Raw genomic sequence first — 16,719 nt, 5'->3', positions numbered from 1 at the left:
CTGGCTCACCGGTTCGGAAACGCCGCCGACAACGGGGGCCGTGAGCGCCATTACCCGACGGACATGGCGGACGTAGCGGATGTGGAGTGGGCATCGGTTCGGTCGCTGCCGCCGATGCCGGGCTGGATGCGCGGCCGGGGGCCAGCCGGAGGCGTACTGCCACCGACAGATGCTGGATGCGATCCGTTCCCTGGTGGACAAACGGCATCAAGTGGCGGTCGATGACCGGGGACTTCCCGCCGTGGGACCGGGTGTACGCGTTCTTCCGCCGCTGGCGCGACAACGCCCCGGCCAAGGAGTTCCATGATCGGCTGCGCGCGACCCAACAGACCACCACTCCCACGGAACCACCGCTCCCATCCCCGACCAGCGGATACGCGTCGATCACGTCCGGAAGGACAGCAGCTTCTTACGCTGCCGCAGGTGCGAGTGATAGTCGTCGTTGACGTAGTTGGCGACATTGAAATTGGAGGCGCAACCGTCCGGCTTGGTGTCGGTGATCGTCACCGTGTCACCGTTCGCCTTCCAGTCCACCTTGCCGCCCTTGAAGCCTGACGTCCCCGGCGGCACCGCCGGCGATGCCTGTGCGGTCCCCGCCCCGGCAAGCCCGAACGCGAGCCCGGCGGCAGCCACGCCCGCCACGACCGACATCCGTGCCGTGCGCATCTTGAGGCGCTTGATGTGAAGTTCTCCCATTTCTCATACCGGTCTGCATTCCGTTTACGCGTTGCCGATCGGTAAACGTCCCTCCAAAATGCCGGAACGCGGAGGGTGGGTCGTGAGCGCTACGTGCACAACTGCGTTGGCAATGAGTCCACTCGTGGCTGTGGCGGGCCTGATGCCGGTGGTCTTCGGGCGTGGTGCCGTAGGCGGCGCGGTTGGCGCGGCTGAAGTCGGTTGCGAGGGGGACCCCCAGCGGATGGCATGGCGATGGCGATGGCGTGGATGGGGATGGCGCGGAGCGCCGGGCCGGAGAGGTTGCGACGCACAGCCATCGTCGCGCGTGCGTCGCCCTGTACGGCGGTTACCTGCTCCGCGCCGCCCTGACCCCGGCCGTCCGTGACCTCAACTGTCCGTGGCCTCAACCGTCCCCGGCCGTGCCCGCCCCGGGCCGCCCCGCCGCTGGTCGGGTCCGGCCGCCTTCGCTGCTGGTAGGTCCGGGCTGCCTCGTTCCTGGTGGATCTAGGTTGTTTTGTCGCCGGTGTGGTTGTGGGTGCGGGGAGGGTGTGGGTGTTGGTAATTGGCTGAGGGAGGTGTTTGTCGGGTGGGGATGGTGGTGTTGAGGGGTCTGGGAGAGTCCGGGGTGGAGGGGAGTGTGTTGCTTGTGTCTGTTGTTGCGTCGTCCGGTTCGGCTGTTCTGTCTTCGCGTGGTTTGTGGTTGTTGCGGTCGGCTGGTTTTGTGAGTAATTTCGATCGTTTTTGTATTACGCCGATGTTGGTGGTTATTGCTGATCAGCTTGGGGCTGATATGGCTGTGGTGGTGTTTGCGGCCAGTGTTTATTTTTTGTGTTATGGATTGATGCAGCCGGTGTGGGGGTTGGCTAGTGATCGGTTGGGTCGGGTGGCGGTGATGCGGTTGTCATTGTTGGCTGGTGCGTTGTCGTCGGTGTTGTCTACTGTGGCGCCTAATTTGACGGTGTTGATTGTGGCTCGTGCTGTGGCGGGGGCTTGTTTTGCCGCGTGTGTGCCGGCTTCGCTGAGTTATGTGGGTGATGTGGTGCCTGCTGCGGTTCGTCAGCGTCCGTTGAGTGATTTGATGACTGCGTTTTCTTTGGGGACGGCGCTGGGTACGGTCGTGGCGGGAACGCTGGCGTACTACGTCAGTTGGCGTGTGGTGTTTGTGTTGCCGGGTCTGATCGCGGCCTATCTCACTTGGGCGCTGCGGAATTTGGCTGAGCCGCAGCGCGTGCCCAGCGGTTCTCTTTTGGCGCCGTTTCGTCTTGTGTTGGGCTCGCGGTGGATGTGGTGTGTGATGGTGCTGGCTGTGGTGGAAGGTGCGGTGCTGTTGGGTTTCTTGACGTATCTGGCGCCTGCGCTTGAGGCGCGTGGTGTGCCGACGGCGGTGGCGGGGGCGGCGTCGGCGTTGTATGGCGCGGGGGCGATGGGGTGCGCACAGTTGGTCAAGAAGTTGGTGGGGCGTTGGAGCCCGGCGATGTTGATCCTGGCTGGTGGGGTGCAGGCAGCAGCGGCCTACGCGGTGGCGGCCTTGAGCCAGTCTTTGCCGGCGTTGGCGCTCACCGCGTTGTTGCTGGGGGGTAGTTGGTCGTTCATGCACACCACGTTGCAGTCGTGGGCGACGGTGGTGGTTCCGGCGGCCCGGGCCACCAGCGTGGCGATGTTCGGCGTCAGCCTCTACGGCGGGAGTGCGCTGGCCAGCGGCCTGACAGCCACCGCAGCCGCCACCCATCACTACACCCAACTCTTCCTGATTGCTGCGGTATTGGCCATCCCCCTGACCTGCGCAGCCGTAGCCGGCCGAGCCCGCTATCACTGACAGACCCATCTTCGCTGGTGGGCCCTCTACCGCTGACGGGTCCGGTCGCGCACAGATCCGCTACCGCTCACGGGCCTACTACCACCTTGCCGCTGATGGGGCCGACCCCGCAGGCGGGCCCGCAACCATTGACGGGCCCACTGCCGCTGGCGGCCCTGCAGCCACTGATGGGTTTGCCCCGTAGGCGGGCTCGCCTTCGTTGGTGGTCCCCGTTGCTACTGGCTGGCTGGTTGCTGTTGGTGGCCTCTGCTAGTGGTGGGTTGAGGTTTGTTGTTGGGCTGGGTTTGGTTGTGGTGTGTGGTTGGTTTCGGGGTGGTTGGTGGGTGTGGTTGGTGTTAGGTGGTGGTGTTGTGGGTGTTGTGGGTGTTTTGGCCGGCGGTGATGTGCCATTGGTTGTTTTGTTTGGTGAGGATCCAGGTGCCGAGGTTTTCTTGTTGGTGGTGTGGGGTGGTGATGGGTTGGCGGAGGAAGACGATGGCGATGTGGGGGCTGGGGTAGGTGATGTGTTCGATTTCGTATCGGGTTTGGATGTCTTGTGCGTGTTGTTCTAGGCGTTCGCGGTGGTAGGTGTGGAGGGCTTTCCATCCGATGAGTCGCATGCCGTTGACGGCGGTGAAGATGACGTCGTGGGTGAAGTGTTGGTCGAATTGTGTTGCGTCGTGTGCGGCGAAGGCTGTCTCTAATTGGTTGAAGAGGTTGGTGATGGCGCGTGTGTCGTCGTTGTGGGGGGTGGGGGTGTAGGGGTGGTCGGCCATGCCTGTCTCCTTCGACGGGGGGCGTGGGCGGATGGCTTCGTCCTGGTCACGCTAATTCGAGTGGTCCCGGCGTGCGCAAGTCATTCCCGGGTTCCCGTCAACTGTCAGCCACCCCCGCCCCGTTACCCCCGTAACCCCTCCCGTGAGCCTGGTTGCCCTCACCTTCTGCGCCGCCTCGGCCGCTTTTGCCGCGCCCGCTGGCGTGTCGTGGCCCGGGTCTGGCCGTGCGCGGCACCGAACCCGCGCCACCGGCCCTGCCGACTACTCCATGTGCCCTTCACCGGCCGGGTCGCATGCGGGCACTGTCTTGTTTCGTGTTAATGGAGTGGGTTTGTGTGGTGGTGGTGTTGGCGCAAGCTGATCGGTGCATCGTGCACGGTTATGGGCGTACGGTGGCTGGAATCCTTACCCGGTGTCAGAAGTGAGCCGTGTCCGGCATGGGGCGCCTTGCTATGTGAAGTGAGTGGTGTCTGGCATGGGGCGCCTTGGTATGTGAAGTGGGCGGTGTCCGGCATGGGCACGTCGGTGTGTGAAGGGATGGGTATGAAGGTTTTGGTGACTGGTGCATCGGGCAGTGTCGGCCGTGCCGTGGTCGAAGGGCTCCTTGCGGCGGGTGTTGGGGTGCGGGCGTTGACCCGTGACGTGGCTCGTGCGGATCTGCCTGCCGGTGTTGAGGTGGTTGCTGGCGATCTGACTGAACTGGCAAGTGTTGACGCCGCGTTGGAGGGTGTTGAGCGGATGTATCTCTTCCCCGTTCCTGCTACTGCCCGTCAGGTGGTTGCGGCCGCCGAGCGTGCGGGGGTGCGGCGCATCGTGACTCTGTCTTCGGGGGCGGTGAGCGCTGGCTATGACACTGTCCATCATCTGCCGGTGGAGCAGGCCGTCGAAGCTGCCGGGGTGGAGTGGACTCATGTGCGCCCGGGTGAGTTCGCGATGAACAAAGTCGCGTTGTGGGGGCCCGATATCCGCGCCGCGCGGGTGGTGCGTCATCCCGCGCCTGAGGCGGTCTGGTGCCCCGTGCATGAGCAGGACATCGCCGATGTGGCCGTGACGGCCCTGCTGGAAGGCGGCCATCACGGTGTGGCTCACACGTTGAACGGGCCGCCGATCAGCCTACGTGACCAGGCACGCGCGCTGGCTTCGGCGTTGGGTCAGGAGATCCGCTTCGAGAAGGTCACCCCCCAACAGGCCCGCCGACGCTATCGCGAGCAAGGCGGGTTCGCCGCAGCCGCCGCCGACTTCCTCCTCGGCTTTGTCGACTACGCCGGCAACCCCACCGACCCCCACGCGATGGCCCACTTCGACCTCACCGCCTTCGGCCCCCAACCCACCGTGCACGACATCACCGGCGCCACGCCCCGCACCTTCGCCCAATGGGCCCGCGACCACGCCGCCGACTTCCACTGACCCAAGAACGCGTTGCCCCAAGAACGATCGCCCCAAGAACGATCGCCCCAAGGACGTATTGTCTCAAGGGCGATTGACCTAAGAACGATTGACCCAAGGGTGATTGACGCAAGGGCACCGGCCCGCGCGGGTACCAGCATCCCGTGCCAGGTCCCCGTGCCTGTCCTCGGGGCATGGCTCCGCACCAGTACCAGCACCCCACGTCGGCATCCGCGCCCGCATCCGCGCCCGCGCCTCGCATCCGCGCCTCGCACCGGCGCCTCGCACCGGCGCCTCGTACCCGCGCCTCGCACCGGCGCCTCGCACCGGCGCCTCGTACCCGCGCCTCGTACCCGCGCCTCGCGCCGGCGCCCTGTGCTGGCGCCCGCACTCGCACTCCGTGTCAGCGCCTCGCGCCAGCCCCTTGTGCCGCAGTCCGCTCTTGTCCTGGCGTCGTCGCATCGGACCTTGATAGGGCTTGCTGAAATAATCCCCGCCTCGTGCTCACGGACTCCTTAAGACCTGCTTGCCTTGTTTCCTGACTCGGGGCAGGGCGGGTGAGGCCAGCGGTCCGGAACGGCTACCGCCTGTGGATCCCCGGCCCAGCACATGAGCCAAGGGGCCGGGGCTCTGTGTCAGAAGACGACGGTGATCTTTCCTGTCAGGCTGCCTTGGAGAAAGCGCGTGTGTGCGGCCTGGATCTCTTGGAGGCTGAAGGTGGAGTGCACGCGCAGTTGCAGGGAGCCGTCGTCGACGAGTTTGGTCAGCTTGTTCAGTCCTGGACCGTCTTCGCGTACCTGGTTGACGGTTGTACGCACGCCGCGGGAGGAGAGGTCGGGTACCGGACCGGCTTGGGTGGCGATCGACGCGTATCGGCCGCCATCGGCCACTGCCTCGGTCACGAATGCCCCGAAGGTGTCGAAGACCGCGTCATAGTGATGGTCCCGCAGAGCGTTGCGGCCAGTGGTGACAAGATCGGCACCGTGGTCACGGGCGAAGGCGACCTGCGCATCGCCGGAGACCAGTGCATCGACCTTGGCGCCGCGCGCACGGGCGATCTGCAACGCCAGCCCGCCAACTGCCCCCGCGGCACCGGCGATCAGCAGTCGCTCGCCGGCCTTGAGAGCCAGCCAGTCCAGCGTCTGCAAGGCCGTCAGCCCGGGCAGCGGCAATGTGGCGGCCTCGGCCAGACTGACTGACCGGGGCGCGACGGCGACTGCCTGTGCGGGAAGCGCGACCAGGTCGGCCCAGGTCCCTCGGCCGGCGCTGAGCTGGTGCGACATGGCGATGACGCGTTCACCGGCGCGCAGCCCGGTGGTGGTGCCGTTGACCACGATGCCGGCCACGTCCCAGCCGAGCGTCATCGGCAGTGGCGGCGTTCCTTCCCCGATGGCTCCCTCCCGCGTCTTGTCGTCGACGGGATTGATGCTGGTCGCAACGGTCCGGATCAGCACCTCTCCAGGGCCAGGTTCGGGCTCGGGGACTTCAACGATGTCGAGGACGTCAGGGGTGCCGAAGCGATCGATCTGTATGGCGCGCACGAAAAGCCCTTCACATAACGGTCTGACAGCAGGTCCCAACACCGGGGATGATCAAGGGATTCCCGACTCAGTGCAGGCACGCACGCCGAACCAGCAAGCGGCTACCTTCATTGTTGCCCACGGCAACCAAGTGTGGGCCCAAGAGCGCCCTGGCTGTTTCAAGGATCCTCATCAACCAACAGTCGTAGCCCGTGCCGGCAGCCCGTGCCGGTACCCGCACTCCATGTCAGGGCCTCGGGCCAGGACCCGGTACTGGCAGCCCGCCTTTGTCCTCGCGTCGTCGCACCCGACCATCAACCAACAGCCGCATCTCGCGCCGGTAGCTCGCGCCGGCACCCGCACCGCGTGTCAGCGCCTCGCGCCGGCAGCCCGCGCTTGTCTTTGCGTCGTCGCCCTGCACCAGTACCCCATGTCGGCACCCTGCGCCTTGCGTCGACACCTGCGCCCGTGCCCGCACCAGCACCCCGCACCAGCACCCCGCACCCGCGCCTCGCGTCGGCACCCGTACGTTGCGTCGGCATCCCGTGGCTGTCCTCGCGTCGTCGTCTTGTACCAACACCCGCGCCCCGCACTGGAATCCCGCGTCGGCACCCGCGCCCCGTGCTGGCACTCGCACTCCATGTCAGCATCTGGGGCCGGCACCCGGTGCTGGCAGCTCGTGGCTGTCTTGGCGTTGTCGCCCCGTACCTGAACCCTGCGCTAGCTGTGCCCGGCCATCATGTTGGTAGCAGTGGGCTGATCGGGGCGTGGTCTGGGAGCGCGGTGTGGTGGCGCGTGGTGTTGTAGTGCTCGATCCAGGGTGCGAGCGCGGCGGTGCGTGCGTCGTTCGTGGTGAAGACCTGGGTGATGGCCACTCGGTTTGCAGGGTGCGATTGAAGCGTTCGCCTTTGCCGTTGTGCCATGGGCAGTGCGGCTTGATGAACTTGTGCCGGATACGGTGAGTTGCGCAGAGTTGCCGGAGTGAGAACTGGTAGGCCCAGGCGTTGTCGGTGATGAGCCGCTCGATGCGGGGGATTCCTCGTTTGTCCCTCCCTCGTAGGGTGAAGACCATGACTGCAGGGGAAGTGGGGAGTCATGGCGTAGAAGCGGCGGAAGTTCGAGCCGGAGTTCGGTGAGGGAGCTGTACGGATCGTGGCGGAGACCGGCAAGCCGATCGTGGAGGTTGTGAGGGGCCTGGGTATCGACGTGACCTCCCTGGCCGGTTGGGTGTCCCGGGCCTGCCGGGCCGGGTCGGCATCTTCGGGTGATGGTGCCGAGCTGGAGCGGCTGCGGTGGGAGAACGCCCAGGTCAAGTCGGACAGCAAGGAACTGGTCATGGAGCGTGATGTGCTCAGACGCTGCATGGTCGTGTGGGTGAAGTAGCTGGAGCGACCCGGCACAAGTGGGCGGGGTGATCAGCGATTTGAGGACCGTGCACAACATTGCGCACCGTGTCTCGTGCCGTGCCGTGCCGTGCCCTGGGCGTGGGCGTGGGCGAGTGGTGGTTCTACAGCACCGTACCCGCAAGCCCACCGGGCGGCAGGTTCGCCGCCTGCGGCTGATGGAGGCGGTCCAGGAGGAGTTCACCGACTCCGGTGGCACCTACGGCTCGCCGAAGATCTGGATCACGCTGGTCCGCAAGGGCTGGCGCGTCTGGGTGAACACCATTGCGAAGATCATGGCCGAGCTCGGCCTGGCAGGCCGAGCAGTCCGCAGGCGTCGGGGGCTGACCCGGCCCGGCAAGCGGCCGGCGAGCCCGGACTTCGTGCGCCGCGACTTCACCGCGCAGGCTCCTGACCTGGTGTGGTGCAGGGACATGACGAAGATCGACACCAGCGAAGGCAAGCTGTATCTGGCCACGGTCATCGACCTGTTCTCCCGCCGCCTGCCGGGCTATGCGATGGGTGCCCGACAGACGCCGACCTGGTCGCCGCCGCCTGCACATGGCCGTCGCGACCCGCGGCGGGGACGTCCGCGGTGTGATCTTCCATAGCGACCGCGGAAGCGAATACGCGTCGCGGAAGTTCCACCGGGCCTGCCGGACGCTGGACGTCATCCAGCCCATGGGGCGGGTCGGCTCACGCTTCGACAACGCCGTCGGCGAGGCGTTCAACAGCGTGCTCAAGGTCGAGTACGTCCATCGAGGCACCTTCGCCACGCGCACCGAGGCCCGGATCCGGAGCGCGACCTGGAGCACCGACTTCGACAACGCTCGGCGGCTGCACAGCGTGTGTGGCTTCAAAAGCCCGATCGACTACGAACACGCTACTGGGCCGACCTCGGCAAGGGGCTGGCTGCAGAGGAAGGTCTCCACGATTCGAGGGGATGGACAGCTACTACTGCCAGGTCGCGGTGTCGGGGTCGATTCCGTGAGCGCGAGCGGCCTGGTCGATGATCTGCCGGAACCAGGAGGCCAGCCCGGCACGAATGCCGTCGTAGTGGGCCGCGAAGCCCGGGTCGGACTCGTACATTCGCCCCAGACACACCTGCATCTGCCGCGTGAGCGGGAAGAAGTTCGAGAAGACCTTGCGGTGGCGCTCGACGAGTACGTTCGCCTCCGGACTGCCCGGAGCGACGCCCTGGTCCAGCGCATCGCCCAGATCACGCTGGAGCGTGGACATCGCCTCGGAGAGAGACCGCCACTGCTCGCGCGTGCGGGAAGCGGAGCGTTCGGCGAACTGCGCCCACTGCGGGGAGTCTCCCCAGACAACGCGGGCCTGCCCCGATCCGCGCGGGTCCCAGCCCGGGCCGAACGTCGCCGACTGCTCTTCGTCGCTCAAAAGGATTCCGCGTTGGTGTGCCTTGGCCATCCGTTCCAGGCGTTCGTCGAGCTGTTGCAGGTCGTGGATCCGCTCGGCGAGCTGGGAGCGTTGCTCACGCAAGGTGGCGCCGATCTCGGTGGTCGCGTCGTCGAGAACCCCGCGGATCGCCTCCAATCCGAGGCCGATCTCTCGATAGGCGACGATCCGATGCAGTCGCTGCAGGTCCGCGTCGGTGTAGCGGCGGTACCCGGCCGTGGTGCGGACAGACGGCGACGCCAGGCCGATCTCGTCCCAGTGGTGCAACGCGCGGACGGTCACCCCCAGGAGCTCGGCAGCCGCACCCACCGTGAGACCGCCGTCGAGCTCGGGATCAGTCATGAACGCCATTGTCGCCTTCACCCGTTGATTTCGGGGCGACGATCCCGACCGATACGAGATCGCGCGCCTCCGAACTGCCGGGAACCAGGCGCTTCGCCGCGGTGAACACGACCCGCGCCCGCTCGGGCGTGATCACTTCAACGTCGCGAGTGTTCCACGGAGTATCACGCGGGCCGGTAACGCTGTCGGCAACGAGTCCACGACACGCCTCGACGAGCTGATCGACCTCGCTCAGGACGCACGAGAAACTCACGCTCATCGCCGGCACCTGTGTCTGCGCAGAACCACCCTCTGCAGGGACGAGCAACACGTCCTGGAACGCCCACCGGCGCAGGTGTACCACCTGGCCCGGAATGCTGAACAACTCAAAGAATCCGAGCCCTCGCACCCAGAAGTCCGTGGACGCGGCCAGATCGGACGTCGGAATCGTCACGAACGCCGGCATCCCATAGATGCCACGAAACGGCTCCGGCGCAACCGCATCCGGCCCCGGGGTGGGCACGGGACTCATCTCAAACGCGTTGAAGAAGTCACTCATGCACCGCATCGTCCACTCTCACGCAACGTGAGGGTCAACCCCAACAGCAGATGCACCAACCTCTTGGCCGGGTACAGCCAGCACCTGGCGCGGCGCCTGCGCCAGCACCCCGCACCCGCACCTTGCGTCAGAGCCTTGCATCAGCACGCCATGTCGGCACCCGCGTCCTGCGCCCGCGCCAGCACCCCGCGCCCGCGCCCGCGTCAGTACCCGCGCCAGCACCCCTACACCCGCACCCGCGCCAGCACCCTGCGCCGGCACCAGCACCAGCACCAGCACCGGCGCCGTGCGTCAGTGCCCTGTGCCCGCACCCATGTCGGCGGCTCGCATCCACGTCTCGCGTCATCGTTGGGGTGTCAACCCGGGGGTGTTCGCGGGTTGTTGATGTGGTTGTTTCTTGACGGTGCTTTGCGTGCGGTCCTATGGTCGACCTGTAACTGACCTGTCGGAAAGTAAGTTGGTGGGGTGGGTCATCCCGCCACCTGTACGCCGCCTTGCCAAGGAGAGGACGACCGTGTCACAAGGCCAGCCCGCGAGCGGAGAATTACTGCGGGGCCCCCGGCTGTACATGGTGATGGCCGCCGCGGTACTCGCCATGCTGCTCGGTTCCCTGGACAGCATGATCCTGGGGGCCGCGATGCCGCGGATCGTCGGCGAACTCGGTGGCTTGGACCGATTGTCCTGGCTGGTCACCGCCTACATGCTGACCATCGCCGTGTCCACTCCGGTGTGGGGCAAGCTCGGCGACATGTACGGCCACAAAGGCGCGTTCATCTGGGCGATCGTGCTGTTCCTGGCCGGCTCGGTGCTCTCCGGTATGGCTCAGAGCATGAGTCAACTCATTGGTTTTCGTGCGCTGCAAGGGCTGGGTGGGGGTGGGTTGATGGTCGGCGCACTGGCCATCATCGGCACTCTGGTTCCACCTCGCCAGCAAGGCAAGTACCAGGGCGTGATCTCCGCGGTCATGGGGTTGGCCATGGTCGGCGGGCCCCTGGTCGGCGGTGTGATCGCCGACCAACTGGGCTGGCGCTGGTGCTTCTACGTCAACGTTCCCGTCGGCGTAGCGGCCCTGATCATGATTGCGTGGCTTCGCCTGCCCCGCCGGCGCACCCAGGCCCGCATCGACGTCGCCGGCGTGATCTGGCTCACCATCGCCATCAGTGCCGTGGTGCTGGTCACCACCTGGGGCGGCAAGGACTATGCCTGGACGTCGCCGCCCCTGCTGGCGTTGCTCGCCCTGGCCCTGGCCGCCCTGCTGGCCTTGGTCCACGTCGAGCGGCGCGCCGCCGCACCCCTCTTGCCGTTGGCCTTGTTCAAAAACGCCAACTTTTCCCTGATCACCCTCGCCGGTCTGTTCCTGGGTTGCGTGATGACCAGTGCGGTGACCTTCCTGCCGATTTTCCAGCAGGTCGTTCAGCATGCCTCGGCCACCAATGCGGGCTTGTTGTTGTTGCCGATGTTCGCCGCGATGGTCGCTGTCAGTGCCTTCGGTGGCCAGTTCATCACCAAAAGCGGTAAGTACAAGGCGTTCGTGGTCCTGGGTGGTGCAGCGCTGGCCGTCGGTTCGTTCCTGTTGAGTTGGACCGGCCGCGGCACCAGCCCTGTGGTGTTGGGCGTGTTCATGGCCGTACTCGGCCTGGGTATGGGCCTGCTTACCCAGACCACCTTGCTGATCTCCCTGCAAAGCGCCGAACTCAAAGACCTGGGGGTGGCCTCCTCCACCGCCACCCTGGCCCGTTCCCTGGGCGGCTCCGTCGGTGTCGCGATCAGCGGTGCTCTGTTCGCCGGCTCCGTGACCGGTGCCCGCACCGCCGATGGCACACCGATAAGCGGCACCGGCGGCGCACAACCCGACCCCAACGTCCTCGCGCGCCTCCCGCACGCCCTGCGCCAGGCTTACGAAAACGCCGTTGCCGAGGGCACCAGCCGGATCTTCTTGTTCTGCGCGGTCCTGGCCGCCATCGCGCTGATAGCCGGATGCTTCGTCAAGGAAGTACCCCTGCGCACCGCGAACGTGCCCGACGCCGACGACACCACCCCCACCACCGCGTCCGACCCGGCACAGCCCGGCTCACCGGTAAACCCATAACACCCACCACCCGCCCGCCCGCGCCCACCACCGCGCCCACACTGCCGGCCACCCGCCCGCCGCGACCGCCCGCACCCCCCTGCGCTGCCGGGGCCACCCACCCGCCCACCGCGCCTGCCCGTCTGGATCCCCGCACGTCTGGCACGGCCGGCAGCGCAGGATTGCACCGCCCACCCGCCCGTACAGCCCGCCGGGCCACCACTCACCCGCACCGTTCGCACTGTCGGGGCCACCCGCACCGTTCGACCACCGGGTCCACCCGCCCGCCTAGTTCCCCGCACGTCCGGCAGTGCCCCGGTCGCACCGCCCACCACCCGCCCGCCCGCACCGTTCGCACTGCCGGGGCCACCCGCACCACCCGCCGCGCCCGCCCAGCTGCCTAGATCCCCCGAACCTCCCGCAGTACCCGGACCGCACCGCCCACCCAGCCCGGACTGCCTGCCCGCACCGCCCGCCGTGCCCGCCCACTTGCCTAGCCCCCCGCACGTCCCGCAGCGCCCGGATCACACCGCCTGCCTGCCGGATCGCATCGCCTGCCTGCCTGCACACACGTCCTGCACCGCCCGCCCGGCCTGGACTGCCAACCCGCACCGCCCGCCCGGCCTGCACCGCCCGGGCCCCACCCGCATCGCCCACCAGTCCCGCACCACCGGGACCCCCACCCACCCGCACCGCCCACCCGCACCGTCCAGCTGGCCTGGACGAGCGTCAGCCACCCCCTCCCGCCCGGTTTCGGCTAGTTGGACGCGGGAGGGGATTGGATATGTCGTGCTTGGTGTGGTGGGGGAGTTTTGGCCTGGCTATGGAGAAGTAAAGGGCTTCCCTTGTCGCAAGGGGCCGCGCCATACTGGCGCGGCGCCGTGACCGGGGCTGGGGAGAGCTCTACGGTGGCGGGCAGGCGGGTGCCGTGTATGCGGGGTGCCTGCGTAACGATGGGGTGTCACGCGGTACTTGGCCGGGCGGTGGGTGTTCCTGCTCCGGTGGCCCGGGCCGGCACACAACCTGGTGGTTTGGTGCCTGTGGTTGGGGTTGGTAGGTGCGTGGGCACGGACTTCAAGGGGGGATATGACTCGGCAACATCGGGGGATCAAGACGCGGCACCTGATCGTGCAGACGGCGGCCGAGGTCTTTTGCGAGCGGGGGTATCACGGGACGAGTACCACGGAAATCCTTACCCGTTCGCAGCTGACGCGGGGGGCGTTGTACTTCCACTTCGATTCCAAGCAGCAGCTTGCCGAGGCGGTGGCGAGTGTCCCGGCGGAGCTGTTCGCGCCTCCGGAGGGTCCGGTGGTGTTGCAGTGTCTGGTCGACTTCAGCTTGCGCCATGCCGACCGGCTTGCCACCGATGTGGTGCTGCGGGCCTCGATGCGGCTGAGCGCCGAGCACGGCACGGGGTGTGCGCGGGGCGCTGCCCCGCACGAGGCGGAGTTACGGGCCGCGGTGCTGCGGCTGCTGCAACAGGCTCGTGATGCGGGGGAGTTGATGCCGGGGGCGGATCCGTTGGAGATCACCGATGTGCTCATGGGGTTCTTCACCAACGTCCAGCCCTACTGGGCCAAGACCACAGCCGACCTCACCCACCGCCTGGCCACCTTATGGCGCTACCTTCTGCCGTCCATCGCGACGGCCGACCTGCTGCCGCGCCTGGACCTGCACCCAAGGAGTGCGCCGCAGCCCTCCCGGCCCGGCCACGGGCAGGAGACGACGGTGGCGATGAGCGGCTCGGTGAGCTGACCGGCACACCCACCGTCCCCCACCCCATCCCCATCCCGATCCCCACCCCGATCCGCATCCCGACGGTCGTACGTGCCGGGTGGGGTGGGCGGGGGAGTGGGGTGCGGGGTGTGGCGCCGTGGGGCGCGGGGCGGTGGGGTGTGGGGTGGTGGGGAGGTCGGGTGGGGGCCAACTGCCCTTGGTCACCGGTGTTTCGCCGCGGTGAACGCACGCCTTCGCCCCCTTCTCGCCCGTGGACATCTGCACAGCGGCGCGATGGCTGCCCTGGCAGATCGCACCGCTGGAAAGGATAGGTCCCCGGGCCAGGCGCGGTCATCCCTATTTGTCCTGGCCGCCTCACGCCGGCGACCACCCACCCCCGGAATCAGCACTTCCGGTTCGCTGACGGGGCAACCGCCCGACGATTCCTTACGGTTCACTCGCCAATCACCGTAAAGGGAGCCGGTGTCGGTTTAGTGCGTTTCCTGCGGGGCGGCCCCCAGGAAAGTCACGCTATTCATTGGGTGTACAGCTCCCTTTGTCGCACTCTGCGACGGGTGTATACGTGTACATGCCATCCTTGGATGATCGTTTCCTTGACAAACCGACAAGTCTGCTTGCTATTTTGCTTGCAGGGCAGGCGAGCGCCGCACAAAGAGCAGCGGTTCGGTTATGCGGTTGTTTATGTCACCGGGGACAGGGGTATATGCGTCCCTCGCGTCAGCAGGGATGGGGGCACTTGTGGACGGGGATCATACAGTGGTGTGCACTGATTCTCCCGCCGCCCCTTGGGCAATGACCACTGTCTTCGAATCCCTGGCCCATAGCGGAATTCGCGCTCGCCTCATCATTGACGTTCAGGCGCCCACGAACCGGGGGATCGATGCATGTCTTGCTGGCGGAATCAGACAGGCAATCCGGAGATATTCTGCGACAGGCCATGAGGAGACACGGCTATGAGGTCGAACTCACCGACAGCGGCGCCAACGCCCTAAAGTCCTATGAAGGATTCGACCTCATTCTCCTCGACCTCGAACTTCCCGATATCGATGGCCTGGAGGTCTGCCGCAGCATTCGCGCATCCAGCGACGTACCCATCATCGCCTTCACCGGACACGGCACCGAACTCGACCGGGTTCTCTGTCTCCAGGCCGGCTGCGACGACTGCATGGTCAAGCCCTATGGACTGCGCGAACTCCTGGCCCGCATAGAAGCCGTCATGCGCCGCGTGCGGCCACGCTCGGCAGAAGGCCGCCGCATCGCCTCTGGCCCCTTGCACATCGATCGGGACGGCCGTGAGGTCTTCCTCAACGAAGAGCCCGTCAAGCTGACCCGCAAGGAGTTCGACCTGCTCCATCTGCTCGCCTCACAACCCGCCCGGGTCTTTTCCCGCGAGCAACTCATGGACAAGGTCTGGGGCGCGCAAGGCGCCCGCGGCAACCTCGGCGCCAAGCTGACCCGCACCATCGACACCCACGTCAGTTCGTTACGCGGCAAGCTCGGATCCGCTGAATGGATCATCACCGTCCGAGGGGTCGGCTTCCGCTTCGGCGGATGACATTCCTGGCACCGTGGGGCGACGGTTCTCCGTCGCCCCACCGCCATTCCCCAAACCCCCCCTTTCCCCCGGTAACGCCCGAGGCTCCCCCCACAAGGCCCGGGGCTTCTCCCAAGGCTCCGGGGCTCCCTCACAAGGCCCGGGGCCCACAAGTCTCTGGGCTCCCTGACAAGGCCCGGGGCTTCCCACAAGGTCCGGGGCTCCCTCACCAGGCCCGGGGCCGGCCGCGCCGCTACCGGGCCGGGTGCCCCGCCAGCCGTGAGGTGAGCGTGCGCCGCACATCGGCCTCGTCGTAATACGAACGCCCACCCACCCGGCGCCGCCCCCACGCGTTCTCGCTGGCCAGCCGATACACGCTGCCCATCGACACCCGCCAGATCCGCGAGACGTCCTGCGGCGAAAGCCACTGCGTGCGCCGCCGACCCCCCGCGCCCGCCGGCGTCATCCGGCCCCGCAACTGGCCCCACTCCCACTCCGCCCACCGGTGCCCGGTATCGGCATCGCACCGGATCTCCGCCAACCCCGCCGCCGCACCGCCCGTCCGCGCCACCAACGTCCCCCCACACCCCGACTCCACACACGCCCCGACCGGCACCCGACGCGCACCCCCCGGCGACGTCACCCGATGGGCCGCGCGCACCAACCGCTGCAACTCCACCGAGAACTCCCCCCCAGCTGGATGCGCCGCCAACCACCCCACCTGCCCCACCAACCACCGCGCCAACGACGGCACCGTCCGCGCCGGCGCCGGGGTGCCGCGCTCTTGGGCCACCAACCCACTCCACGACGCCAACGTCACCACGATGTCGGAGCGGACCTCCGTTGCCGCGGTGTTGAACGGCATCCCCGGCAACGGCCCCCCACTGGTCCGCTCCCGCACCCCACCCGACCCGCTCAACAACCGCCCACATTCCTCATACAGATACGGCAGACCCCGCAACATTTCCCCCGCCAACTCCCGACACACACCACACAGCAAAAACCCATCGCCACCATCCCCCCGCACGCGTGCGTTCCCCTCCGCCCGGCACGCCACTCCCTGACACGCCGTCCCAGCGGGCACCGCACACATCGTCTCTGACACCGAAGGTCAACTCCTTTGCCGAAGTAGACACCCAGCAAAACCGACACCGCCACCACGGGGCAAGTGATCTTCGTATTCCTGGAGAAGAGTCAGCACGCAGCACGCTTAATACAGAGAAACCACAAATAACCGTGCGGCCCACGTCAGACCACAACCCCCCACCCCCACCGCACTGTGGCCGACGCCACGATCTGACACTCCTCTGACGTTCCCCTTGGCATGCGCTATGAATGCTGATCCTCTTCTGAGCAATCTTGCGAGCTTCCTGGAAAAATAGGGTTGATCTCTGAAGCCGCGACGAAGAAGCTCATTACTAGCTTCCGCCGCACTGTGTCCCGGAACCCCAAGCACCCCCATTTTTTCGGGACCCGCCAAGCGCTTAAGGACCCCTTCTAAGGGACGCGTCCACCCGCCACCGGCAGCCCTCCACACAGGGCTCCCA

The 16,719-nt window shown here is 66.8% G+C and carries 12 protein-coding genes and 2 pseudogenes; 7 read left to right on the top strand and 7 right to left on the bottom strand.

The genetic code is table 11. From position 1 onward, the window contains the following. Positions 1-384 precede the first annotated feature (384 nt). Positions 385-696, bottom strand: a complete 312-nt coding sequence (locus tag ACFVT2_RS07915) for a hypothetical protein (protein ID WP_390013497.1) — start codon at positions 694-696, stop codon at positions 385-387. 619 nt (positions 697-1,315) lie between these two features. Between ACFVT2_RS07915 and ACFVT2_RS07910 the strand changes: the two genes are divergently transcribed. Further along, entirely contained in the window at positions 1,316-2,494 is a 1,179-nt protein-coding gene (locus ACFVT2_RS07910) for an MFS transporter (RefSeq protein ID WP_390013494.1), read from the top strand. A 335-nt stretch (positions 2,495-2,829) separates the two neighbouring features. On the opposite strand, the gene ACFVT2_RS07905 is transcribed toward ACFVT2_RS07910, so the two are convergent. Further along, positions 2,830-3,249, bottom strand: coding sequence for an SgcJ/EcaC family oxidoreductase (locus ACFVT2_RS07905; protein WP_390013491.1), 420 nt, complete (start codon positions 3,247-3,249; stop codon positions 2,830-2,832). A 513-nt stretch (positions 3,250-3,762) separates the two neighbouring features. Here ACFVT2_RS07905 and ACFVT2_RS07900 point away from each other — a divergent pair. After that, on the top strand, positions 3,763-4,656 hold the full coding sequence (locus ACFVT2_RS07900; RefSeq protein WP_390013488.1) for an SDR family oxidoreductase: 894 nt from the start codon (positions 3,763-3,765) through the stop codon (positions 4,654-4,656). Positions 4,657-5,270: 614 nt separating this feature from the next. Here the strand turns inward: ACFVT2_RS07900 and ACFVT2_RS07895 are convergent. Next, positions 5,271-6,176: an NADP-dependent oxidoreductase gene (locus tag ACFVT2_RS07895; protein WP_390013485.1), complete on the bottom strand. Its 906-nt coding sequence runs from the start codon at positions 6,174-6,176 to the stop codon at positions 5,271-5,273. A 716-nt stretch (positions 6,177-6,892) separates the two neighbouring features. Further along, positions 6,893-7,200: pseudogene (locus tag ACFVT2_RS07890) on the bottom strand (integrase core domain-containing protein); the annotation flags it as partial. A gap of 71 nt (positions 7,201-7,271) precedes the next feature. Here ACFVT2_RS07890 and ACFVT2_RS07885 point away from each other — a divergent pair. Further along, positions 7,272-7,538, top strand: a pseudogene (locus tag ACFVT2_RS07885) (transposase); the annotation flags it as partial. Positions 7,539-7,716: 178 nt separating this feature from the next. Then, entirely contained in the window at positions 7,717-8,148 is a 432-nt protein-coding gene (locus ACFVT2_RS07880; protein ID WP_390013483.1) for an IS3 family transposase, read from the top strand. Between the two features lie 343 nt (positions 8,149-8,491). Here ACFVT2_RS07880 and ACFVT2_RS07875 read toward each other — a convergent pair whose 3' ends face one another. Both ACFVT2_RS07875 and ACFVT2_RS07870 read right to left on the bottom strand, forming a co-directional pair. Continuing rightward, positions 8,492-9,295 carry a MerR family transcriptional regulator gene (locus tag ACFVT2_RS07875; RefSeq protein ID WP_390013481.1) on the bottom strand — a complete coding sequence of 268 codons (804 nt, stop codon included), beginning with the start codon at positions 9,293-9,295 and terminating at the stop codon, positions 8,492-8,494. Then, on the bottom strand, positions 9,288-9,833 hold the full coding sequence (locus ACFVT2_RS07870) for a VOC family protein (protein WP_390013479.1): 546 nt from the start codon (positions 9,831-9,833) through the stop codon (positions 9,288-9,290). Before ACFVT2_RS07870 ends, ACFVT2_RS07875 begins: the two co-directional genes overlap by 8 nt. 514 nt (positions 9,834-10,347) lie before the next feature. Here ACFVT2_RS07870 and ACFVT2_RS07865 point away from each other — a divergent pair. The 3 genes from ACFVT2_RS07865 to ACFVT2_RS07855 all read left to right on the top strand — a co-directional run bounded on the left by ACFVT2_RS07865 (position 10,348) and on the right by ACFVT2_RS07855 (position 15,193). After that, entirely contained in the window at positions 10,348-11,922 is a 1,575-nt protein-coding gene (locus ACFVT2_RS07865) for an MDR family MFS transporter (RefSeq protein ID WP_390013476.1), read from the top strand. Between the two features lie 1,065 nt (positions 11,923-12,987). Then, on the top strand, positions 12,988-13,656 hold the full coding sequence (locus ACFVT2_RS07860; RefSeq protein ID WP_390013473.1) for a ScbR family autoregulator-binding transcription factor: 669 nt from the start codon (positions 12,988-12,990) through the stop codon (positions 13,654-13,656). Between the two features lie 862 nt (positions 13,657-14,518). Continuing rightward, positions 14,519-15,193 (top strand): response regulator transcription factor, encoded by a 675-nt coding sequence (locus tag ACFVT2_RS07855; protein WP_390013471.1) that lies wholly within the window; start codon positions 14,519-14,521, stop codon positions 15,191-15,193. Between the two features lie 232 nt (positions 15,194-15,425). Here the strand turns inward: ACFVT2_RS07855 and ACFVT2_RS07850 are convergent, their stop codons facing one another. After that, a complete protein-coding gene (locus ACFVT2_RS07850) occupies positions 15,426-16,037 on the bottom strand; it encodes a helix-turn-helix domain-containing protein (RefSeq protein ID WP_390013468.1) in 612 nt (203 codons plus the stop codon). Positions 16,038-16,719 lie beyond the last annotated feature (682 nt).

This window comes from Streptomyces sp. NPDC058000, from assembly GCF_042886435.1.
Taxonomy (GTDB): domain Bacteria; phylum Actinomycetota; class Actinomycetes; order Streptomycetales; family Streptomycetaceae; genus Streptomyces.
Note: the sequence above shows the minus strand (reverse complement) of the source record. Positions and strands in the feature narration are given on the sequence as shown.

Bases quoted from the DNA above. Each gene is read 5' to 3' on its own strand.
- ACFVT2_RS07915 (WP_390013497.1), bottom strand. From the start codon at position 696: ATGGGAGAACTTCACATCAAGCGCCTCAAGATGCGCACGGCACGGATG.
- ACFVT2_RS07905 (WP_390013491.1), bottom strand. From the start codon at position 3,249: ATGGCCGACCACCCCTACACCCCCACCCCCCACAACGACGACACACGC.
- ACFVT2_RS07900 (WP_390013488.1), top strand. From the start codon at position 3,763: ATGGGCACGTCGGTGTGTGAAGGGATGGGTATGAAGGTTTTGGTGACT.
- ACFVT2_RS07880 (WP_390013483.1), top strand. From the start codon at position 7,717: ATGGAGGCGGTCCAGGAGGAGTTCACCGACTCCGGTGGCACCTACGGC.
- ACFVT2_RS07875 (WP_390013481.1), bottom strand. From the start codon at position 9,295: ATGACTGATCCCGAGCTCGACGGCGGTCTCACGGTGGGTGCGGCTGCC.
- ACFVT2_RS07870 (WP_390013479.1), bottom strand. From the start codon at position 9,833: ATGAGTGACTTCTTCAACGCGTTTGAGATGAGTCCCGTGCCCACCCCG.
- ACFVT2_RS07860 (WP_390013473.1), top strand. From the start codon at position 12,988: ATGACTCGGCAACATCGGGGGATCAAGACGCGGCACCTGATCGTGCAG.
- ACFVT2_RS07855 (WP_390013471.1), top strand. From the start codon at position 14,519: ATGCATGTCTTGCTGGCGGAATCAGACAGGCAATCCGGAGATATTCTG.
- ACFVT2_RS07850 (WP_390013468.1), bottom strand. From the start codon at position 16,037: ATGCCGTTCAACACCGCGGCAACGGAGGTCCGCTCCGACATCGTGGTG.